The following is a 21,766-nucleotide window of genomic DNA, read 5'->3' as shown; positions in this document are numbered from 1 at the left end:
ATATGTAAACCCACAAAGCCGCCTTTCGCGCCGATCCGCGTAAAGGACGGCTTTTGTTTTGGGATTAATATGCTATCTTAATTATTCAGCTTGCCAATTCGGCATCCGCTCTGCAGGATAACGAAGGCCTGCTGCCATCCCTTTTGGAATGATTGCGTTAATAGCTTCCATTTCCTGTGTGGATAAAACAACATCGATGGAACCTGCATTTTCCTCTAAATACGTAACCCGTTTGGTTCCTGGAATCGGTACAATGCCCTCTTGCGCAAGCAGCCATGCCAACGCCAGTTGAGAAGGTTTGACCCCTTTTTGGGCAGCAAGGTCCTTAACATGCTGCACGAGGTCCAGATTTTTCTGGAAATTCTCAGGTTGGAAACGTGGCACCGAGCGACGGAAATCATCTTCTGCAAAATCATCAAATTTCTGAATTTGCCCGCTCAAAAATCCGCGGCCCAGTGGACTGTAGGCCACAAATTCGATGCCCAGCTCCTTACACGTCGGTATAACTTCATCTTCCGCTTCCCGGCTCCATAAGGAGTATTCCGTTTGCAGCGCTGTAATCGGATGTACCTTGTGAGCGCGTCGAATGAGCCCAGGAGAAGCTTCGGACAGCCCCAAATAGCGGACTTTTCCCGCCTGAACCAAGTCACTCATCGCACCCACCGTTTCCTCGATAGGTACATTCGGATCGACACGGTGCTGGTAGTACAAATCAATCACATCTACACCCAGTCTTTGCAGGCTGCGGTCACATGCCTCTTTTACATATTCAGGACGACCACTTACACCCATAAATGCGCCATCTTCCCCACGCATAATGGAAAATTTAGTAGCCAATACGACTTCGTCACGGTGGCTCCGCAGGACTTGGCTAATCAGTTTTTCATTTTTCCCCACACCGTAGACATCGGCAGTATCCCAGAAGTTTATCCCTAGCTCCAGCGCACGATGAAGCGTTTTGATCGACTCCTGATCATTCAACTCACCGTAATATTCGGACATTCCCATGCAGCCCAGACCCAGTGCAGATACTTGAAGGTCGCTGTTACCCAGTTGTTTCTTTTTCAATTTCTATCACTCCTAAATTATCAGAATAGTCATCGCATTTCCTAATCACTACGTCACATCCCGTATGTTACTACTTAAAGTTAACTTGAAGTCAAGCATTGTCTTGTATATGCTATTTCAAAATTTTTTTTAAAAAATTGATTTCCGGGTTGTAAGAGGCAGCTGTAAATTTCCTATATATATGAGAAACGAATTATCGCGCGAGATTCGGTTTCAAAATAATCCAATTGGAGGTTTAACATGCCAGCAAACTACTCTTACACCAAAACGTCCGATGGTTTCCATGTTATCATCACGCCAGCTTCGAATATTCAAAATAAAAATATTCGAAGCCGGATCACACAGCAAACCGATTACGGGATTAATGGGGGCTTCTTTAACCCAATCAGCACAACAAAGGCGCCGACCGAGTGTTTGTCTATCGCGGTCACACCTAATAATACCCATGATACTAAGGCGAATGCCAAAGGGAATAGCCGTGGTACGGCATTTATCTACACAGATAGCAACAAAACAAAAATGGGAATTGTCCGTGCTTCAAGCGTAACGGATCTCAAAAAACAAATGGGGACTTCAGTTGCGTATAAGTCTATTATTAGCGGCGGCAGCTTGTCGCTGAAGAAAGAGGAAGAAGCATGGCTTAAGGATTTAAAAGATATTGAAAAATTTGATTTGAACGGAACGTTGCGATACACCGATTCCACCGGTCGAACTGGCCTGGGCTTCAAAGTCGTAAATAATGTTTGGCAGGTCTACCTGGTCGTTCATGAAAGTGCAACGCTAAAACAACTTCGCAATTATTTTATTAAACAGGATTGCTTTGAAGCCATTCTTCTTGATGGTGGAGGCTCCTCCGGTATTCAAGTTAAAAACTCTGCAGGCACTATGGTTAAGTATGAGCAAACACGTTATATCTACAACATGGTAAAACTCATTAATATCACCTAAGCCCTATGATATAACGTGCTTGTATAGGAGTAAGGAGGCCTTATCGGCCTCCTCTATAAATCATCCAGCACAACGATTTCCAATGCCAGGAAAACAGGTGTTACAGGGTACAGATAAGAAACTTCAATCGGTTGCCCCGCTTGTAATTGTGCTGGATTGATTAATTGCCTCCGCTGACCATCCATCTGCTTATAAATATGTGTATCTGGGATAGATATATAGACTGATTGGATAGGTTTTTCCGTTGGATCATCACTTTGGGGTAGTTCTTTAGCAAATTGAACAGGCCGTTCAAATCGGATCAAATAGTCCATGGTAGGGGCTGCTAAGGGTTGTTCTACTTCTTTTTCAATCCTTTCAATACTTTCGATCTTGGCACGCCCTGTATATACTGTTGTACTTTCCAGACGATCCAAGTCAAAAATAGATTGAACCACCGCCCCATTAGATTTGTTAACCGGCGTAGCCGATTCTTTTGTAGAACATGCAGGCAGTAAAGCTGCCGCAAGCAAGGCAAAAACAAGAGCAGAAGCTCTATTTTTCATAAGTGATCCTCCCGAATCTGGTTTAAAGAATATGTTCATTATTAAGACGCAAACAGGAACAATTTGGTTGCTTTAATCTGTATTTATCTATTACATTCTGAAAGGTGTGCAATTATATGTTAAAAAAACTCGGTTTAGCAGTCCTCGCTGCATCAACACTTTTAGTAGGAAGCTCTATTACGGCAAGCGCTGATTCTACTGTAAATTACGATCATTTGCTCTCGGCAGGGACCACTAACGCTTTCCTGGCCATGGAAGATGGATCTTCATTTTATGCAACGGGAAGTAACGGTAATGGCAAGCTCGGCGTGGGCGCTGGCGGAGGGAATAATAAAACAAGTCCGATGCAGGCTCATGTATCTGATATCGCTATGATTGATGCCGGTGCTCTGCATTCCACCTTGCTCAAAAAAGACGGAACCATCTGGTCTTGGGGCTTTGCAGGTTACGGGGAGCTAGGAACAGGGATTAAAAAGGGTTTTGTAAATGAGCCTGTTAAAAACAAATATATTAATGATGTGAAGGAAGTGAGGGCGGGTGGTCAATTCACACTTGCCCTCAAAAATGACGGAACCGTGTGGGCCTACGGAGAAAACAACTTTGGCCAACTGGGCATTGGCACAAAAGGAGCTTCCGCCTTTTCCGTTAAGCCTGTGCAGGTACAGGGTTTGGAGAATATTGTAGCCATTGACGCTGGCGATAGCTTTGGGGCAGCCTTAGACAAAGATAATCAGCTATGGGTATGGGGGCGTGGTTATGATGGGGCAATGGGGCAGGATGATAAAGAAGACCAGCTCACCCCTGTTCAATATCGAATTGATGACATCAAAAATTTCACTGCCGGAGCTGACCGCATTTATGTACTAACGAACAGCGGAGAAGTATACGCTTCCGGTAGCAATACTTCAGGAAAGCTTGGGGATGGAACCTCTACTTTTAGAAGATCACCCGTATTGATCAATGTTTCCAATGTAAGTAGACTGAAAGCAGGCAAAACTCAAACTTTTGCACTTAAAAATGATGGAACTCTTTGGGGCTGGGGAACCAATAATGAGGGGCAGGTAGGTGACGGGACCGATGTATTTTCTGTTAAAGTCCCATCCCAAGTTGTAGATGACACAAACACGCCACTAACCGATGTAGTAGCATTCAGTGCAGCAGGAACCCACTCCCATGCTTTGACAGCCGATGGGAAGGTCTGGTCCTGGGGATTTAATAGAAATGGTGAGCTTGGAATCGGTAGCACCAAGGAACAATATTCTGCCACGAAATCGAATTTCCCGAATCCATTTTCCAAATAAGCTCCGTTTTCTCCAATCCTAAAAAAACAATCGGGCAGGTTCAATCAACTGCCCTGATTGCTTTTTTATTTTCACATAAAACCTGCATTATTTTAAATAAAACTATGATTATGTATGAACAGAAGCACTTCAGTAGCTTCTGGACGGTAGGGAAATTCATTTACAGAGCTAAGGCCTCTTCCGTAATCTTTTTGATATCAATGGATGAAGGCGTTTCTTCCTTGACCATATCGGGCAGGATATTTTCCAAAAAATAATCAACGCAGTGTAACTGAATATTCTTGATTTTCACAAGCGCATTACGATACATGACTATAAATTCTTTTTCAGTATTTCCCCGCTGTAGTTCGGCAAATGCTTCGTACACCTGATCCATCTTGTCCGCAACTTCAAGGATTAAACCTTCTACAGAATCATCTTTGCCCTCTCTTAGCTGTTTGCGAAAAATAGCTTTAAAATCCTCGGGAATATTCTCTTCAATAAAATACTCAATCATACCTTCTTCGACCTGCTGGATTAATAATCGTAGTTCCTTAGAGGAATGCTTAACAGGCGTTTTGATGTCTCCAATAAAAATCTCCCCGTAATCGTGACTGCTCGTAATCTCGTATAGCTTTTTCCAGTCAATACTGACACCATTTCTCTCTTCAATATCAGCCAGCGTTTTAGCGTATTGTACTACTTTCCAAGAATGTGCCGATACGCTGTGTTCCTCGAATTTAAACTTACCGGGACAACGGATGATTCTTTCCAGCTCATTTAGCGACCGAAAATACGTGTGAATTCCCATCATTGCATCCATCCTTTAACATATATGAGATAGTCAATATAAACCCAACTATAAACCTCAACTATTAACAGCAGATTATCGCAATATCAAGTTGAATCCACACATGTAGCACATATACAATTTTTGCTATACACTTTATATAAGAAGGGTTTGCAAAAATCCAATAAAAGTAAAAAGTGGTGAAATCGTTGTTCAAAATCTTACTAATTGAAGATGATGAAACTTTGTTCCATGAAATGAAGGATCGGTTAACTCAGTGGAACTATGATGTGTATGGCATCCAGGACTTTAATAAAGTCATTCAGGAATTCACAACGATAAAGCCTGATCTGGTCGTGATAGATATTCAATTGCCGAAATTTGATGGGTTTCATTGGTGTCGAATGATTCGATCCCACTCTAACGTCCCCATCCTTTTCTTATCATCACGAGATCATCCTACGGATATGGTGATGTCGATGCAGCTTGGAGCGGATGATTTTATCCAAAAACCGTTTCATTTTGATGTACTCATTGCAAAATTACAGGCGACACTTCGCCGCGTATATAATTACAATACAGAACCTGTCACCCTGAAAACATGGCGTGGAGCGACGGTCGATTATGAAAAAAATGTAGTAGCCAATGAGACTGGCTCCATCGAATTAACCAAGAACGAGATTTTTATTTTGAAGCTGCTGATCGAACAAAAAAATAAAATTGTCGCACGAGAGGAATTAATTAAAAGCCTCTGGGATGATGAACGTTTTGTCAGCGACAATACCCTGACCGTCAACTTGAACCGCCTGCGCAAAAAATTGGACGAGCTGGATTTGGGCCGTTTCATTGAAACGAAAGTCGGGCAAGGCTACATGGCTACAGAAGAGGCACCTGCCTATGATTAAAAAATACCTTATAGAGAGGCGGAGCTGGATTCTACTGTTTGTGTGTCAGCAATTCCTGATCCTGTTCATTGCTTATGTGGATGCAGCAATTCCGTTAACGCCGATTCTTTATATCGTCTTCTTATCTATGATGATTTTCTTGGTTTTTTTAATCATTCGCTATCCCAAGGAAACCAGATTTTTTACCACACTAGAAGAATGGGAGAGCCCTCTCGAACTAACGGGTATAGGCGAACCGGGGAGTCCGTTTGAGCAAATCATTGAACAAAAAATCACTGACCAGACCGAACGGTTACAACAGAGCATCTCGCAAAATCAATTGACACTTGAACATGAAAAAGATGAATTGTTATCCTGGATTCATGAGGTAAAAACACCTTTGACCACCATGCATTTGATGATTGAGCGGTTGGACGATAAGCCCCTAAAAGCTCAGTTAACCTATGAATGGCTACGAATCCACTTACTGCTGGATCAGCAGCTCCATCACAAACGCATTTCCTTTATTGAAAATGATCTATATGTCGAGCAAGTGAATTTAAAATCTCTGGTTTTTAATGAAATCAAAGCACTACAGTCATGGTGCATCCAAAAAGGGATCGGTTTTGACATCCAATTGGAGCACATGGAAGTGCTAAGTGATGCCAAATGGCTGGCTTTTATCATCAGACAGCTCTTAACCAATGCCATCAAATATAGCGATGCCAGTGATATTATCATTCATAGCTATGTACAAAGGGATCGAATACAGCTTGAGGTCCAAGACTTTGGGCGCGGTATTGATCCGAAGGATATACCCCGTATTTTCGAGAAAGGTTTTACCTCCACAACCCAACATTCTGATCACACTTCAACGGGTATGGGGTTATATTTAACGAAAAAGGCAGCACAGTCCTTGCTCATACATATAGATGTGCACTCCAAACCGAATGTGGGTACAACCTTCACTTTAATTTTTCCCAAACGAAATGATTTCGTGAGCATGGTGAGCATGTGACAGAGATGTCACATGCTTTTATGTATTGTTCGCCCAATCAAAGGAAAAACACCGGCTCTATTTTTATAATAAGGCTACAAGAACAATAAGGAGTGCATCGAAGTGAATATTTTAGAAGCCCATAAAATCCATAAAAGCTACGGTAATAAGTTAAATATGCAGGAGGTTTTGCAGGGAATAGATATCCTTATTGAAGAAGGGGAATTTGTCAGTATTATGGGAGCCTCCGGTTCAGGTAAAACCACACTGCTGAATGTTCTTTCCTCTATTGATAAGGTGAGCCAAGGCTCCATTAAAATCAATGATATCGAAATGACGAAAATGAAAGAAAAGCAACTGGCTGAATTTCGCAAACAGCATTTAGGTTTTATTTTTCAAGAATATAATCTGCTGGATACGCTAACTGTGAAGGAGAACATTCTCTTACCCTTATCCATCACCAAAACGCCTAAAAAAGAAGCCAACCAAAAATTTCAGGAAGTAGCTACAGAACTGGGAATTTATGAGCTCAAGGACAAATACCCCAATGAAATCTCGGGTGGACAGAAGCAGCGTACATCTGCGGCCAGAGCGTTTATTCATGAGCCCAGTATTATTTTTGCCGATGAACCTACGGGTGCGCTGGATTCCAAATCGGCTTCCGATTTATTAAATAAGCTGGGCCAATTAAACCAAAAACGCAAGGCAACCATTATTATGGTCACGCATGATCCTGTCGCAGCCAGTCATTGCAGTCGAGTCATTTTTATTAAGGATGGGCAGATGTATACGCAGCTTCACAAAGGCGAGCAGGAAAGACAAAGCTTCTTTCAGGATATCATGAAAACCCAAGGGGTCTTAGGCGGGGTCCAATATGAACATTAATCTGCTCATTCTAAAGAATTTGAAAAAAAACCTGAAAAATTATTACCTGTATGTTTTTGCTCTCATTTTCAGTGTTGCGCTCTATTTCGCTTTCGTCACATTACAATACGATCCCTCCATGGACGAAGTGAAGGGTTCTGTTAAAGGTGCAGCTTCCATACGGGCAGCTTCCGTTTTACTGGTCGCTATTGTCTGCATCTTCCTTTTGTATGCTAATAATATCTTTGTAAAAAGACGCAGCAAAGAAATTGGCCTATTTCAATTGATCGGAATGACTAAAAATAAAATTTTTCGCATCCTGAGTGCTGAAAACTTAATTCTATACTTCAGTTCACTATTCATCGGAATTGGGGTTGGATTTTCCTTTTCCAAATTAGTAATCATGATTTTATTTAAGACGACGGGCGTCGAAGCCATTGCCACTTTATATTTTTCTAACCAGGCATTGACTCAAACACTCATCGTTTTTGGTATCATCTACCTATTGATCATGCTCATGAATTATTCCTTTATCAAAAGACAGAGTATTTTGTCTTTGTTCAGAGTAATCTCAACCACTGAAGGGAAAATCAAGAAAATATCTATCTATGAGATGATCATCGGGATCATTGGAGTTTCATTCATCGCTTTAGGATACTATGTTTCTTCCAAATTGTTTGGTGGAGACTTTACATCCATGAATGAGTTATTTATGGCTATGGTGTTTATCCTGGGCTCTGTCATCATCGGAACACTCCTTTTTTATAAAGGATCTATCCGCTTTATTTCAAATATTATTAGAAAAAGTAAAGGCGGCTATTTGAACATTAATGAGGTGCTGTCTCTCTCGTCCATTATGTTCCGCATGAAATCCAATGCTTTATTGCTGACCATTATTACAACTGTATCAGCACTTGCCATGGGTTTACTTTCCTTAAGCTATATCGCCTATTATTCTGCGGATCAAGCAGCTGAGGACAATGTACCTTCCCATTTTGCCATGACGAATGTACCGGATGCTGAGAAATTCACAACGTTACTTCAGGAGCATGACATAAAGTATCGTGAAAAGAAAATTGAAGTGATTCAAGTCAGTGTGAAGACAGCGCAATTTATGGAGACTCCTATGGAGCAATTAAATGATGGTACGGATTCCATGACGCTGCCTGTCGTAAGCGACCTATCTGTGGAGGGTACGGATGTATCTCCAGGCCAAACGGTTTTAACGGGCTATAATGATATGTTACAGAAATTCATGTCCTTGAAAAACTCAGGTCCATTGGATTTGAAGGGAAATAAGGAAGTCATACACCAACAATATGTGGGTCTAAAAAAGGAGTACGTGATTCCCTACTATTTTACAGCCGGGGGACTACCCACTGTCATTGTAGACGAAACTATCTTTGAACGGTTAAAGAAGGATGCAAATCCTCGGATTCAAAAAAAGTCATCCTTATATATCGGAATTGATATGATAAATGCAGAACAAATGGAAGAAGCCAATCGTCTCTTTACAGCTGCGAATTTTAATGATCAACAAACATCACGCCTTGAAATGAGCAGCAATCAGAAGCGGAACATGGGAGTGATCATGTTTGTAGTTGGCTTTTTAGGATTGACCTTTCTCATTACATCAGGCTGCATCCTTTACTTTAAGCAAATGGATGAGAGCGAAGACGAAAAGGCCAATTACACCGTGTTAAGAAAGTTAGGGTTCACACAGAGCGACCTGCTTAAAGGCATTAAAATAAAACAACTCTTTAACTTCGGCATCCCATTAGTGATTGGCCTTTCGCATAGCTATTTCGCCGTCCAATCCGGCTGGTTCCTATTTGGAACCGAAATTTGGATGCCTATGATCATCGTTATGGTGCTGTACACCGCCTTATATTCCATTTTCGGGATACTATCCATCCTGTATTATAAAAAGGTCATTAAATCCGCATTGTAATCGGCAAAAAGCAAAAAAAGCCCCAGGCGAAAGCGCTGGGGCTTTTCCAAATATTTGAGCATTTTCGTTCCTATGTGTACAATAAAATAACTATCATCGTTACCCCAAAGGGGGAGAGCTTATTTTATTGTTAATCATCAATGGCATCGGCATCGTAGCCAATATCATACTCGGTTCCTCTGTAGGCGTGGCTATTATCGTAGGAATCGTCTTTTTCCTGATTGGCTTGCCTGAGTTTAAAAGATCGCCGAAACTCACGAAAAAGGCTAAAAAAGATATCACCTATATTATGTCAACTCTATTAACTCTCTTTATATTCGTAGTTATTGTTTCTTGGAATCTCCACACTTCAGGTGACCTGTTTCTTGAAGGTCCGCTAACACCGCAAATGAAGTTTCACTGGGGACAAAAGGTGTTGCTGCTAGGGTTACTGGAGGGCTTATGGGCTGTCATCAGCCTAAAATGGCTGTTGCCTATCTTTTTTGATCCGCTGGATCTCAGTAAGAAGCAAATCCTTGTTTTAGTAAGCGGGATTGTATTTAGTGTGGTTTCAGGTATTTATGCCATGCTTGAAGCAAGTTAAAAGTCTCGCCCTTCTCTGTTACGCACAGGAAGAGCGAGACTTTTTTATTAATGGTTCCTCTCTCCAGAGGCTCATGTGAACGCTTAACGCAAAGGTTCAAAACCTTCTGCTTGCTTGAGAATCCGCTCAATTTCCGCGCATGTCTCCAGTTGCAGCGTCACGTCGACTGCTTTTACATTTTCTTCGATTTGTGCCGGTTTAGTGGCCCCAATGAGCGCAGCGCTGATACCCGGTTCTCTCAGAATCCAGGCAAGCGCGAGCTGTGACAGGGTGATACCCAAATCCTTCGCCAGCTTATCCAGATCCTGAACACAGTTTAGAACGGTATCGTTCATGTAACTGCTGATGACATTATTGACAGAGGCATCAGCTCCGCGGCTGCCCGTCGGTAAAGGTTGGCCAGGCTTGTATTTACCCGTGAGAATACCTTGAGCCAGAGGCGAAAATACAATCTGACCGATACCTACCTGCCCGGATACGGGAAGTACCTCATGTTCGATATAACGCTCGAACATATTATAAATCGGCTGATTCGCAATCAACGGCCGCAAATTCAGCCTTTTTCCAATCCCATAGGCATCCGTGAGCTGGGCGGCACTCCATTCACTGACAGCAGCGTATAGAATCTTACCCTGAGCCTGAAGGTCATCGAGCGCTCGCAGCGTCTCCTCCAAAGGAGTGTCCGAATCATAACGATGACAGAAGTACATGTCGATATAATCCGTGCCAAGACGCTTCAGACTCGCTTCACATTGCTCCATAATGTGCTTGCGTGACAGTCCCCTGTCATTGGGTCCAGAATCCATAGGGAAGTACACCTTGGTAGATAACACATAGCTCTCTCTTCGATAAGGCTTCAAGGCAGCTCCCATAGCCTTCTCGCCTTCTCCCCGGTTATACGCGTTCGCGGTATCAAAGAAATTAATCCCGAGTTCAAAGGCTTTGGCAATACAGGTATGAGCTGCTTCCTGCTCGGCAGCTGTACCGTACGTTAACCAGCTCCCCAGACCGATTTCACTAATTTTAAGACCACTGTTGCCTACATTTCTATATTTCATATCTACTCCTTCTTTCATAAGAAGATCATATTTTTATATTTTAACATGTAAACCCTTTCATTAAAATCATTGATAAAGGACTCATGGAGTTATATGAAGGATATCTACCACCCTGACTGTTAGGGTGGTAGATGCTTATAGCCTCACAATCTCAAATCATATTTACTTGCTTCCTACAGGAAAGAGCGCATCATATGCAGGACAAGGCAGTTTGTCGAGAAACTCCTGAAGCTGCTTCGGTTTATTTTTGTAAATATCCTTTAAGGATGTTCCATTATAAATATTGCCGATGACCACAGGATGGCATAGCTCACAGATCAGGATGTCCCCGTTCCCGTGAAGATGGAGCTGTTTTTTACCATCAACACAGTTGGAAAAATAAACACCCGGCTGTTCCTTGAAGCCCAGCGCTTCTGCAAAACGGTCCATACAGGTGAAATACAACACAGTATCATCTTTTTTATGTGCAATCAGGTCATGAACGGAACGGACGAGCGCTTCCTTGGTGGAAATAGCATTCCAGTTCGTATGATCCATCACAATGCTGTTTTGGATTTCATGAATGCGCACACCGAGTTCATATACCTTTTCGCTAATAGCTGGCATGTTGTTCTGTGTCTCCGCAAACAGCAACGTCTCCAGCACCGTTTCCAACTTGGCTTCGGTACATAACCGGATATTTTGAACGATTTTCTCATACATGCGAGGATGAACATGATAATAGGTTGCATATTTATCGGCATCCGTGAAGTTGAAAGAGATATGAATGTTGGAAAGTCCTGCATCACGTAGTTTCTCAATTCGTTCAGGGCTGAGCAAGCTGGCATTGGTATTGAGCTGGGTAGCGATGCCCTTGCTTGAACAGTGAGCCACAATGTCCAGACAATCCTCATACTTCAAGGTCACTTCTCCCCCGGACAGTCGAACACGTTTTAACGTTGGAATATCATCAATAATATCAATGACCTCTTTGCTGCTAATACATTGCCCATCGTTCCGCTGATACGCGCAGCAGTAATCACACTTGAAGTTGCAATTAGAGGTGACCCCGACTTCCAGTCCCTCCAGCTCGTAGATGCCCGGCTTTTCCAGTTCAAGTGCTTTATATTTGTTGTCTATACTCACTTTCTCATGATCCTCCCGATCTCAGGCTTATGTCTTGAATTCCCTTGAGATTATACAGAATAGGAGTGGTTTGTAGATATGACATTGGTAACGGTGGGGCCAAACAGATACCATAGCGGTAACGGCCTTGGAATCCTCCTATCAGCGCTGAAAAATTAATTTGACAAGTAATGCCGAACTTTAGTAAATTCATATTAGTTAAGCCCTTAACTACATTCATGGTGGTGATCGTTTGAAAAACCTACAGAATTACGTACTTGATTTGCCGCTGCATTCACTGGTTTTCTTTTCACTGGTGGAAACGACAGCCGGATTAGTTGATGTCTCAGAAAAATACTGGCATTCGAAGGGAACCAATGGAGCCAGAATTCGAATTCTGGTTGAAATCATGAAGGAAGGAGGCACAATTCTGCCATCTGTGCTCGCCCAAAGGATCGGTGTCACCAAATCAAATATTAGCCTGCTGCTCACCCCGCTCGAAAACGAAGGGTTCATTCGCCGGGAAGGCCATCCCATGGACGGCAGAAAATCGGTAATTTCAATAACAAGCGAAGGGCAAAGCCTCCTGTTGCGTAATTTACCCGAAAACCGGCAGAGGATTGCGGAAAAAATGCAGGTGTTGAATGATCAGGAATTGAAGCAGCTCCTTTCCCTGCTCAACAAATTAAAGAGGGCGTAACGGTTTTTCTACTCAATTGGTTAAGTCCTAAACTAAAATCCCATTTGTATAAAAAGGATGATATTCCATGTCGATCGTTATCACTGGAGCCAATGGTCAATTGGGGAGCCTAATCATACAACAGCTCCTTCAAAAAGTCTCACCTCATGACATTACCGCTTGTGTTCGCCACCTTGAAACCGGAAAACACTATGAGGCACAGGGAATTACAGTACGATTGGGTGACTACGATCAACCCAATTGGCTTGAGCAAGCATTCGCGGGTGCTTCCCAACTGTTATTGATTTCAAGTTCACATCCCGACGATACGATACGTATTCGTCAACATACCCATATCATAGAAGCAGCTAAAAAATGTGAAGTAAAACACATTTTATACACCAGCTTTGCCTTTTCTGAAGCTAGCTCTATCCCCCTCTCGCATCTGCATTTGGCTACAGAACACGCCATTTGTACCACCGGAATTCCTTACACTTTTCTACGGAATGCATTATATACCGATTTTGTCAAAACTCTTGACCTGAACACCGCCATAGCGAAGGGCGCACTCGATATTTACCCTGGGGAGTGGGAATTTAACACCGTCACGCGTTGGGATCTTGCCAGAGGGATCGCAGCAGTGCTATCCGGTCCAGACCGCCATAAGAATAAGAAATATGAATTCGTCTCCTCCAGTCCCTGGACCTTTTCAGATTTGACAGCAGCTTTGACCGAGCTTACAGGCAAATCCATCTCCCTCCGTCATGAACCCCAAATCAAAAATTGGATATTTGGGTTTTTGGGCAAAATAGATACGCGCTCCACGTCGGATGATTTGGAACAGTTGATCGGTGGTCCGCTCACTTCACTAAAAGAAAGCATCCGCCCCTTTATCTCCACATGAAAAGCAACGCTAAAAATTTTCTTGCCAACATCCACTTCATAAATTGTGAGCGATATGTGAACTGGGCATACTTCTCATTCCCAAATCCATACTGAATATATCTGTTGGTAATGGAGGCGGGAATTGTGGATAAAAGGATGAATCTGCTTATGTTCAGCGGCGATTATGATAAGGCAATGGCTGGACTGATTCTGGCAAATACAGCGCGGGAATTGGACGTGGACGTGACGATGTTTTTTGCGTTCTGGGGACTATTTCTGGTTCGTGATCCTGACAAGATGACGTTTGAGGACAAGACGATTTATGAAAAAATCATGGGCTGGATGACTCCAAAAGGACCCGAAGAGCTGCCATTATCCAAAATGAATTTTAGCGGTCTTGGCAAGCTGATGCTGACGGAAATGATCGAAGATAATGAAGCCCCGAAGCTCATTCATTTCCTGAAAGGAGCGCGGAAGAAAAATGTAAAATTTTATGCCTGTAAGCTATCGGTCGACATTATGGGTTTTAAACCAGAAGAATTTATACCTGAACTGGAAATTATCGAGGCCAAAACGTATCTAAAAGATGCGCTCGAATCCGATATGCAGTTGTTTATATAAGATAGACTTGCGCCTTATCCGGCTGTTGGATGAGGCTTTTATTGTGACTAAATGATGACACTCGCCTATTTTTTTTAACCTATTCGGGCCTACCTACGTACCCTAAGAAGACAGAACGACTTGGGAGGCGCCGTATGCTCATGGCTCGAATTGGAAGCAGTAATTGTAGGTATCAGCCTTCTAACGAGGCTTATTTCCAAAGGTATCGTGAAAGTACAATCGGATATCACCAGACCTTTGAATCTCCATATGGGCAAAAAAAGCTGATTTATGCGGATTGGGCAGCCAGCGGCCGTCTGTATGGACCCATCGAGTCGAAAATAGCTAATGAATTAGGCCCTTTTGTGGCGAACACGCATACGGAGTCTAATTTGACAGGAACTCTGATGACCCAAGCCTATGAAGAAGCGAAACAAATCATTAAGAGCCACGTTCATGCCAATGAGCACGATATCATCCTGTTCGCCGGGTCAGGTATGACAGGTGCAGTGAATAAGCTTCAGCGATTGTTAGGATTGAAAATACATGAAAAATTAAAGCCCCTCTACCCCATCGCCGAAAAAGAACGTCCCGTTATTTTCGTTACACACATGGAGCATCATTCCAATCATATTTCCTGGGCAGAAACCATTGGTGACGTTGTCTGTCTTCCTCCGGGTCCCGGCGGGATTGTCGATCCAACTCATCTCGAACGACTGCTGCTTCAATTCCGGCATCGCCCTATCAAAATCGGCGCCTTTACCGCCTGCTCCAATGTTACAGGGTTCGAAGTGCCGATTTACCAGCTAGCCCGCAAAATGCACGAACATGGTGGCGTTTGTTTTGTTGATTTCTCGGCAAGCGCACCTTATGCCGAGATCAACATGCACCGCACAGATCCCCTTGAGAAACTGGACGGGATTGTATTTTCCCCCCACAAATTTCTTGGGGGTCCCGGTACAAGCGGCGTTTTAATTATGGATTCGAGGCTGTGCCTCAATTGTGCTCCGGATCAGCCAGGAGGGGGCACAGTTAGCTGGACCAATCCTTGGGGTGGATACGAGTATAAAGATAATACTGAAGCCCGTGAGGATGGAGGGACGCCTGCCTTTCTACAGGCCGTTCGAACGGCGCTCTGCATTCGGCTGAAGGAACAAATGGGACAGAAGCGCCTGTTGGAGCGCAAAAAGGAACTGACATCATTATTACTAAAGAGCTTGAGTACCATACCAGACCTACACATTTTAGGAGGGAGTAGCCAAGAACGAATGGGAATCGTTTCTTTCGTTGTCGGCCATATTCACTATAACCTGATTGTAAAACTATTGAATGATCGGTTTGGCATTCAGGTCCGGGGCGGCTGCTCTTGTGCAGGCCCCTACGGACATTATTTGCTGGGCATCGACCAGCAAACATCTAAACAAATGACAGACCTGATCCATGCGGGAGACTTATCTCGAAAACCGGGCTGGGTGCGTCTGTCGCTCCATCCCATGATGACGAATCAGGAAGTCTCCTATATCGCCTCTTCCATACGGGCAATCGTGGAAAACATCATGACCTGGCAAAAAGATTATACCTATCAACCAGAATCAAACGAATGGCGATCTATGAATGAACATCACAAAATAGACATCAGCAAATGGTTCAATTTCAGCGATTAAGAGACTCATGTCCGTTCCCTTCTTTCAAAACTCTCATAGGATACACTGTAAATTACTATATGAGGAAAGAAGTGACGACAATGGGTCTCAATTTTCGCAACAGTACTAATGCGGCTATCTTTGTAGTCTTTGCCTACCCGGACTTCAGCTGTAGTCCTGTTAACTATTCTAAAGCAGGCTGGTACCGTGTTAACCCTGGACAGACTATTCAGGTTTGGAGCGGCTTCGCAGGAGGTAATACATTCTTTTATTACGCCGAAGATGATTTTGGACGCGAATGGAGGGGGACATACTTCACTCAAGTTCCTGAGAATGCCTTCAATTGGTGCTGGGATACAGGCTGTACCACTTGTAGAAGCGTGGGACTGCGGAGAATCGCAGTTAGTCCGTTCGTCTTGGACTACACCATCAACTTTGTAACGAGCAGCAGTCAAAGAAAACCTGCATCATCCACACTCCGCATGACATTGCCTTCCAAAGCAACCCAAGAGAAACCTATTTTGCGCAGAGTTCCTGCAAAACCTAAGAGACTAAAACAAGGGAAGCCTCAATTACAGAAACGCATCACGCATAAAAAACGGACCAAATAAAAAATGATCTGATCAGCTCGCATAGTTTTTTTAGAACCCAAAAAAGGAGCGACCTCACCCCCATGGCCTGCTCCTTTCTCTTTTATCTATGAGGTAACCCGCTTATTTACTCTCGGATTCCCACTTGGATATCTCTTCACGAACCCGTGGTGCTACCTCTGTTCCCAATAGCTCAATAGCTCTCATGACATCATCATGTGGCATCGTACCGACGGGTACGTGCAACAGAAAACGTGTAATGCCTACCTGTTTACGCAGATGAATGATTTTCTTGGCAACCGTATCGGGATCGCCTACATACAACGCTCCTTCAAAGCTGCGTGCGGCATCGAAGCTGGAACGAGTGTAAGGGCCCCAACCACGTTCACGCCCAAGCACATTCATGCTCTGCTGAGTGGAAGGGAAGAACTTATCCGCTGCCAGCTCAGTAGTCTCTGCGATAAAACCATGTGAGTGTGATGCAACCGGTAGCAGCGATGCATCATGACCGGCATGCCTAGCGGCTTTTTTATACAGTTCCACCAACGGGGCAAACTGTACAGGGCTACCCCCAATAATCGCCAGAACCAGCGGCAATCCGAGCAAGCCTGCACGAACCACAGATTCCTGATTCCCCCCACTCCCAATCCATACGGGCAACGGATTTTGAACCGGACGCGGATAAACGCCCAAATTGTGAATTGCAGGCCGATGTCCGCCCTTCCAGGTGACTTTCTCGGATTCTCGGATTTTCAATAACAGCTCCAGTTTTTCATCGAATAACTCATCGTAGTTATCCAAATCATACCCGAATAGCGGGAACGATTCGATAAAAGAACCCCGGCCTGCCATAATCTCAGCTCGCCCATTTGAAATACCGTCCAGTGTAGCAAAATCCTGAAATACACGCACGGGATCATCTGATGAAAGCACCGTAACTGCACTGGTTAAACGAATTCGTTGGGTCTGTGCAGCAGCAGCAGCGAGGATCACGGCCGGAGCAGATGCCGCATAATCTTTACGATGATGCTCACCCACGCCGTACACATCCAGCCCTACCTGATCTGCAAGCACAATCTCCTCGACCACTTCACGTATTCGTTGTGCGTGACTGATAACCTCACCCGTTTGGGGATCCGGCGTTGTTTCTACAAATGTGCTTATCCCTATCTCCACTTGTTATACCTCCTGTTTTATTCCTTATTTTTATACGGCTGCTTTCGAAGCCAATCATTTTAAAAACCGATATCTTTATATTGAACCTTTTTTGCAGCTTTTTCAACCCCTCCTTTTCTAATCTAAAAAAACAGCCCAGGGTGGTGCCGGATTTTTCGCAGGAAAAGAAGTCTCTTTGTCGAATATTTTATGGAATAAAGAAGATTCCCATCCCCACAACATGAATACAACAAGGAGGCACATACATTTATGGTTTTTGTCATTAATAATTTAAAGGATAACAGCAATGTTGCCATCACTGACCAATTAGGTGGATTTACGGTACTAGAATACATAACAGATTTGAGTTCTACCTCGGTTATGGCTGCGAAAGACAATTACTATATGAGTAAAAGTAACATGCGCCGCAAACAGCTCATGATCGAAATCAACAATAGTGAGATTATGATGAAGGCGGGGGCCATGCAATATACTGTGGGTAGCATGGAAATGACTACCGGTGTAAAAGGCGTTGGAGGCTTGATGCGAAACTTGGTGTCCGGTGCTGTAACGGGAACAGGCGCCATTAAACCACACTATAGAGGCACGGGTACCATTATGCTGGAGCCTACCTACCAATATATTTGGCTTATTGATGTCGATAATGATGATATTGCCATCGAAGACGGCTTGTTTTTAGCTTGTGACACGACGCTGGACATTTCCGTCGTTGCACGTAGTAATCTTTCCTCTGCCGCACTGGGTGGAGAAGGTTTATTTAATTTAAGCGCCCGCGGAAAAGGAGTTCTGGCACTTCAGGCGCCAATCCCTTCCGAGGAAGCGGTGGTTATAGAATTGCAAAATGATGTGCTGAAGGTGGATGGTAACTTTGCCCTCATGTGGTCCAATACCTTACAGTTCACCGTCGAAAAATCCGGGAAAACCAAAATGGGCTCGGCTGCTTCCGGCGAAGGGCTGGTAAATGTGTACAGGGGAACAGGAACCGTATGGTTAGCACCATTATAAATAAAAAAGGAGAAGCCCTCGGCTTCTCCTTTCTTACACTTTAATTCTTTTTTACAAACTCCGATTTTAGCTTCATTGCTCCAAAACCATCAATTTTGCAGTCAATATCGTGATCGCCATCCACCAGACGGATGTTTTTTACTTTGGTGCCGATTTTCAAGACGGATGAGCTTCCCTTCACTTTAAGGTCTTTAATGACCGTTACAGAGTCACCATCCTGCAGGATGTTACCATTCGCATCTTTAACAACCTTTACGTCTTCACTGCTTGCTTCTGACTCGGTAGACCACTCATGAGCGCATTCCGGGCAAATGAAAAGACTGCGATCCTCATAAGTGTACTCTGAATTACATTCAGGACAATTTGGTAAATTAGACATGGTATTATGTACTCCATTCATTTTCAAATTCTACTGCTATGCTAAGCTTCCTTGATAGACCAAGCCTGCTCCAAGTCTTCCTTGGAGTTCCCTACAAGTATATTGGATAATCCGTCACGATTCCACTCATTGATGAAACTAATCTGAGTATTGTTGTATCTTATATGTAAGCGTTCTGTCTACTGAAAATGCCCAAAGGTGAACATGCAACTAAAACGAATGCTGCCTTCCTAGGCAGCATCCTTTTTTATGGCACGTTTATTATGCTTGAGTTTGCTTGATCAGTTCACTAATTCCTTGACTAAGCGGCGTAAGGGGGCGTTTCAACAGCTTCTCGAAATCGTTGCTTACGACATCCAAGGCTCCTTCACGAATCGCTTGTTGAATACCGACCACAATAGGGATTGCACCTTCCGGGACTCCCGCACCGAGCATAACCTCGGCATACGTAGCATCATCCACCTGCTGTACAGGAACGTCTTTGCCCAGAACCTCAGCCAGTACCGCTGCAAACTCTTCTTGGGTAATCGGCTTACCGGAGAGTTCGTATATTGTATTCTCATGCCCTTCGCCAGACAAAACATTTGCAGCTGCTTGCGCATAATCTGCGCGGGTAGCCCAACCTACTTTACCGGACCCTGCCGAGGTTAGCCAAGGAGCCCCCGCGAGTACGGATTGGATCGTGCCTGCCTCATTCTCCAGATACCAATTATTACGCAAGAAGGAGTAAGGAATACCTGACTCTCGAATGAACTCTTCCGTGATACGATGTACGGGCGCAAGGAATAGAGTGCTGTCAGCGGCATTAGCAGCGCTAGTATAAACGATGAAGCCTACTCCAGCACGCACGGCAGCATCAACAGCCGTTTTATGCTGACGGATTCTAGTATCATTATCCCCATCTGCGGATATAATCAGCAGTCGATCTACTCCAGCAAACGCTTGATCCAGCGTCTCCGGTTTATCAAAATCGCCATGACGAACGTCAACACCACGGGACCGTAAGTTCTCTGCTTTTTCTGGATTTCTTACGCTAACAATAAGATCGTTTGCGGAGACAGACGTAAGTAACGTATCTACCACGATGGAACCCAGTTGCCCCGTTGCTCCTGTTAATGCAATTTTCATATGAAATCCTCCACTCAAATTGTATTTACTTTTATATAGTAACTAAAAATATAACACATGTCTAATCTAGAGTCTAAAGGTCTGCTTTTCGGGTAAGAGTTGGTAACCCAAACCTTCCCTAGAGAAAGGAACATGTATATGAAGAAAGCTATGCTTATTGTAAATCCCTCTTCCGGCAAAGAGGAATCCCTCCAACATGTCAGAAGCATAGATGAGATTCTACGTGATCAAGGATACGCTGTTACGGTTAAAGAGACGGCAAAGGAACTGGACGCCACTCGTTTTTGCGTCAATGCGTGCGAGGAAGCTTGTGACCTAGTCGTTTCCATCGGCGGGGATGGCACACTTCACGAAACAATCAACGGTTTCATTGATCAAGACCACCGTCCAAGACTGGGCGTCATCCCCCTTGGGACAGTCAATGATTTTGCCCGTGCCTTGCAAATTCCGCTAAGTCCCGAGCTGGCAATCCGTACACTGACTTCTACCCGCGTGAAAAACGTAGATATGGGTCTCTTAAACGGCCGGATGTTTGCCAATGTGGTTGCCACAGGTTCGCTTGCTGAATCGCTATCAGCTGTATCATCAGACGATAAATCCATGTTTGGCACGTTTGCCTACGTCAAAGAAGGCATGAAAGAGCTTATCAGCCATCCTGCCCACTCACTTATCGTCAACTACGATGACAAAACCTGGGAAGGGAAATCCCCGCTCTTTTTGGCTACTTTAACCAACTCAGTTGGCGGATTCGAGAAACTGGCGCCCGATGCGGCTGTTGACGATGGTCTGCTTCACTGCTTTATTTTCAAAAACCTCAATATATTGAACACCGTGACGGCCAGCATATCCTTATTTTTAGGCAACCTGAAGGATCATAGTGATATCGTTTACTTTATCGCAAAGCATGTAAGTGTCAGCTCTGCAGAAACGGTCAGTACGAATGTAGATGGTGAGGAAGGGCCGTCTTTGCCTATCGAGCTTGGTATTTTACCACGTCATATTGAGGTAATTGTGCCGGAAGAGGTTTAAGTAATGGGTGCTGGTCCTCAAGCTTGAGGATCATACTCGCTCAATTTCCCCTCGTAGACCAAATGGAATCGATCACTTTGACGAAAATCGTCTGGCGTAACAAGAGCGGGCAGCTTGTTCCATATTTTTATGCCAGATCGCTGTAAAATTTCTGCGACGAATTGCGAACAAAAATAAGAATTGCTGAACTCGACTGGCTCTTTGAGTGCAATACCAATCAAACCCAGTAAGTTATACATATATTTTTGACGACTTCGGATAAATACATGTAAAACTCGCTTCATTTTTTCAACTTCACGGTCGGTTACTTGAAGCTCGTAGATAACACATGTTGTATTCGGAAATCTGCTGTATGTACCTGTCTTAATATCCTCTTTAACGAAACCACCATCCAGAGGGTTATTAGGGGTCTTTCTCCCGAAGCTGTATAACTCCGAAAGTTCCCGGTTGAAGGAAATGGAAGCGTGATTGTATGGCGCTCTCGTATAGCTTTTAATGACTCTCGTAAGAAACGTTCCCGTATTCGTAAGCAAGATAAAGACGGATTGATCTGCTACCATTTACGAAATTTCCCCTTATC

General features: G+C 43.8%; 23 protein-coding genes. 14 read left to right on the top strand and 9 right to left on the bottom strand.

Translation table 11 applies throughout. The annotated features are described in order from the left end of the window. Positions 1-81: 81 nt before the first annotated feature. The gene (locus ACQW03_RS11935) at positions 82-1,068 is read right to left on the bottom strand and encodes an aldo/keto reductase (RefSeq protein ID WP_023991025.1); all 987 of its coding nucleotides are present in this window, start codon (positions 1,066-1,068) and stop codon (positions 82-84) included. Between the two features lie 240 nt (positions 1,069-1,308). Between ACQW03_RS11935 and ACQW03_RS11930 the strand changes: the two genes are divergently transcribed. Continuing rightward, positions 1,309-2,016, top strand: coding sequence for a phosphodiester glycosidase family protein (locus ACQW03_RS11930; RefSeq protein ID WP_441949825.1), 708 nt, complete (start codon positions 1,309-1,311; stop codon positions 2,014-2,016). A gap of 53 nt (positions 2,017-2,069) precedes the next feature. Here ACQW03_RS11930 and ACQW03_RS11925 read toward each other — a convergent pair whose 3' ends face one another. Then, positions 2,070-2,561 (bottom strand): hypothetical protein, encoded by a 492-nt coding sequence (locus ACQW03_RS11925; protein WP_441949823.1) that lies wholly within the window; start codon positions 2,559-2,561, stop codon positions 2,070-2,072. A 116-nt stretch (positions 2,562-2,677) separates the two neighbouring features. Between ACQW03_RS11925 and ACQW03_RS11920 the strand changes: the two genes are divergently transcribed. Continuing rightward, complete coding sequence (locus ACQW03_RS11920; protein WP_441949821.1) at positions 2,678-3,862, top strand: RCC1 domain-containing protein; 1,185 nt, start codon at positions 2,678-2,680, stop codon at positions 3,860-3,862. Between the two features lie 160 nt (positions 3,863-4,022). On the opposite strand, the gene ACQW03_RS11915 is transcribed toward ACQW03_RS11920, so the two are convergent. Further along, positions 4,023-4,652, bottom strand: coding sequence for a YfbR-like 5'-deoxynucleotidase (locus ACQW03_RS11915; protein WP_025719170.1), 630 nt, complete (start codon positions 4,650-4,652; stop codon positions 4,023-4,025). Positions 4,653-4,840: 188 nt separating this feature from the next. On the opposite strand from ACQW03_RS11915, the gene ACQW03_RS11910 reads away from it, so the two are divergent. The 5 genes from ACQW03_RS11910 to ACQW03_RS11890 all read left to right on the top strand — a co-directional run bounded on the left by ACQW03_RS11910 (position 4,841) and on the right by ACQW03_RS11890 (position 9,910). Next, a complete protein-coding gene (locus ACQW03_RS11910; protein WP_441949819.1) occupies positions 4,841-5,536 on the top strand; it encodes a response regulator in 696 nt (231 codons plus the stop codon). After that, positions 5,529-6,533 carry a sensor histidine kinase gene (locus ACQW03_RS11905; RefSeq protein ID WP_071644001.1) on the top strand — a complete coding sequence of 335 codons (1,005 nt, stop codon included), beginning with the start codon at positions 5,529-5,531 and terminating at the stop codon, positions 6,531-6,533. The genes ACQW03_RS11910 and ACQW03_RS11905 overlap by 8 nt, the downstream gene beginning before the upstream one ends. A gap of 102 nt (positions 6,534-6,635) precedes the next feature. Then, a complete protein-coding gene (locus ACQW03_RS11900; protein WP_025719177.1) occupies positions 6,636-7,397 on the top strand; it encodes an ABC transporter ATP-binding protein in 762 nt (253 codons plus the stop codon). Continuing rightward, entirely contained in the window at positions 7,387-9,327 is a 1,941-nt protein-coding gene (locus ACQW03_RS11895; protein WP_441949817.1) for an FtsX-like permease family protein, read from the top strand. Before ACQW03_RS11900 ends, ACQW03_RS11895 begins: the two co-directional genes overlap by 11 nt. A gap of 127 nt (positions 9,328-9,454) precedes the next feature. Then, positions 9,455-9,910, top strand: coding sequence for a hypothetical protein (locus ACQW03_RS11890; protein WP_441949815.1), 456 nt, complete (start codon positions 9,455-9,457; stop codon positions 9,908-9,910). 83 nt (positions 9,911-9,993) lie between these two features. Here ACQW03_RS11890 and ACQW03_RS11885 read toward each other — a convergent pair whose 3' ends face one another. Continuing rightward, positions 9,994-10,968: an aldo/keto reductase family protein gene (locus ACQW03_RS11885; RefSeq protein ID WP_441949813.1), complete on the bottom strand. Its 975-nt coding sequence runs from the start codon at positions 10,966-10,968 to the stop codon at positions 9,994-9,996. A 162-nt stretch (positions 10,969-11,130) separates the two neighbouring features. Then, positions 11,131-12,093 carry a radical SAM protein gene (locus tag ACQW03_RS11880; protein ID WP_028540917.1) on the bottom strand — a complete coding sequence of 321 codons (963 nt, stop codon included), beginning with the start codon at positions 12,091-12,093 and terminating at the stop codon, positions 11,131-11,133. A gap of 232 nt (positions 12,094-12,325) precedes the next feature. On the opposite strand from ACQW03_RS11880, the gene ACQW03_RS11875 reads away from it, so the two are divergent. The 5 genes from ACQW03_RS11875 to ACQW03_RS11855 all read left to right on the top strand — a co-directional run bounded on the left by ACQW03_RS11875 (position 12,326) and on the right by ACQW03_RS11855 (position 16,490). Continuing rightward, positions 12,326-12,772, top strand: a complete 447-nt coding sequence (locus ACQW03_RS11875) for a MarR family winged helix-turn-helix transcriptional regulator (RefSeq protein WP_071644011.1) — start codon at positions 12,326-12,328, stop codon at positions 12,770-12,772. A gap of 67 nt (positions 12,773-12,839) precedes the next feature. Then, positions 12,840-13,655 carry an NAD(P)H-binding protein gene (locus tag ACQW03_RS11870; protein ID WP_220030477.1) on the top strand — a complete coding sequence of 272 codons (816 nt, stop codon included), beginning with the start codon at positions 12,840-12,842 and terminating at the stop codon, positions 13,653-13,655. Between the two features lie 125 nt (positions 13,656-13,780). Further along, the gene (locus ACQW03_RS11865; protein WP_023991039.1) at positions 13,781-14,257 is read left to right on the top strand and encodes a DsrE/DsrF/DrsH-like family protein; all 477 of its coding nucleotides are present in this window, start codon (positions 13,781-13,783) and stop codon (positions 14,255-14,257) included. 134 nt (positions 14,258-14,391) lie between these two features. Then, positions 14,392-15,900: an aminotransferase class V-fold PLP-dependent enzyme gene (locus ACQW03_RS11860; RefSeq protein ID WP_441949810.1), complete on the top strand. Its 1,509-nt coding sequence runs from the start codon at positions 14,392-14,394 to the stop codon at positions 15,898-15,900. An 80-nt stretch (positions 15,901-15,980) separates the two neighbouring features. Continuing rightward, positions 15,981-16,490: a DUF1036 domain-containing protein gene (locus ACQW03_RS11855; RefSeq protein WP_071644017.1), complete on the top strand. Its 510-nt coding sequence runs from the start codon at positions 15,981-15,983 to the stop codon at positions 16,488-16,490. Positions 16,491-16,592: 102 nt separating this feature from the next. Here ACQW03_RS11855 and ACQW03_RS11850 read toward each other — a convergent pair whose 3' ends face one another. Next, positions 16,593-17,645, bottom strand: coding sequence for an LLM class flavin-dependent oxidoreductase (locus tag ACQW03_RS11850; protein WP_076292844.1), 1,053 nt, complete (start codon positions 17,643-17,645; stop codon positions 16,593-16,595). 249 nt (positions 17,646-17,894) lie between these two features. Between ACQW03_RS11850 and ACQW03_RS11845 the strand changes: the two genes are divergently transcribed. Further along, positions 17,895-18,650 carry an AIM24 family protein gene (locus ACQW03_RS11845; protein ID WP_441949807.1) on the top strand — a complete coding sequence of 252 codons (756 nt, stop codon included), beginning with the start codon at positions 17,895-17,897 and terminating at the stop codon, positions 18,648-18,650. Positions 18,651-18,690: 40 nt separating this feature from the next. Here the strand turns inward: ACQW03_RS11845 and ACQW03_RS11840 are convergent, their stop codons facing one another. Both ACQW03_RS11840 and ACQW03_RS11835 read right to left on the bottom strand, forming a co-directional pair. Further along, entirely contained in the window at positions 18,691-19,029 is a 339-nt protein-coding gene (locus ACQW03_RS11840; RefSeq protein WP_013312677.1) for a zinc ribbon domain-containing protein YjdM, read from the bottom strand. Between the two features lie 261 nt (positions 19,030-19,290). Beyond that, positions 19,291-20,157 carry an SDR family oxidoreductase gene (locus ACQW03_RS11835; protein WP_441949805.1) on the bottom strand — a complete coding sequence of 289 codons (867 nt, stop codon included), beginning with the start codon at positions 20,155-20,157 and terminating at the stop codon, positions 19,291-19,293. 138 nt (positions 20,158-20,295) lie between these two features. Here ACQW03_RS11835 and ACQW03_RS11830 point away from each other — a divergent pair, with 138 nt between their 5' ends. Beyond that, positions 20,296-21,186, top strand: coding sequence for a diacylglycerol/lipid kinase family protein (locus ACQW03_RS11830; RefSeq protein ID WP_441949803.1), 891 nt, complete (start codon positions 20,296-20,298; stop codon positions 21,184-21,186). 17 nt (positions 21,187-21,203) lie between these two features. Here the strand turns inward: ACQW03_RS11830 and ACQW03_RS11825 are convergent, their stop codons facing one another. After that, on the bottom strand, positions 21,204-21,746 hold the full coding sequence (locus tag ACQW03_RS11825) for a hypothetical protein (RefSeq protein ID WP_076292845.1): 543 nt from the start codon (positions 21,744-21,746) through the stop codon (positions 21,204-21,206). Positions 21,747-21,766 lie beyond the last annotated feature (20 nt).

Source organism: Paenibacillus sp. DRB1-1 (assembly GCF_052119485.1).
Lineage (GTDB): Bacteria > Bacillota > Bacilli > Paenibacillales > Paenibacillaceae > Paenibacillus > Paenibacillus polymyxa_B.
The sequence above is the reverse complement of the archived record's forward strand: the minus strand, read 5'-3'. Positions and strand labels throughout refer to the sequence as shown.